At 39.4% G+C, this 269-nt stretch carries 1 pseudogene; it reads right to left on the reverse strand.

The window, feature by feature from the left end:
- Positions 1 to 69: 69 nt before the first annotated feature.
- A pseudogene (locus AAEY62_RS22600) lies at positions 70 to 269 on the reverse strand (galactokinase); the annotation flags it as partial.

A 269-nucleotide genomic window follows, 5' to 3' on the forward strand; every position in this document is an offset into this window, starting at 1 on the left:
TGGCAATGTCGAGCGGTTGTAATTTCATAGCTTTAACCTTGTTGTCTTATTGATTTTTATTGTGTTTTATTAATTACTAAAAGCACCTTGCGAAGCCAGGCATACGTAAACGTCTGCTTGAAGCCCTGTTTTTGCATAATAATGTGTATCAATAGCGTTACGTACTTGCTCAACTAAATGATCCGGTGTTAAAGCAACGATACAACCACCAAAACCACCACCGGTCATACGCACTCCGCCTTTATCGCCTAAAACTTGAGCAGTAATAT

The sequence above is a fragment of the Pseudoalteromonas sp. GW168-MNA-CIBAN-0100 genome (assembly GCF_040309225.1).
Taxonomy (GTDB): Bacteria; Pseudomonadota; Gammaproteobacteria; order Enterobacterales; family Alteromonadaceae; genus Pseudoalteromonas; species Pseudoalteromonas arctica.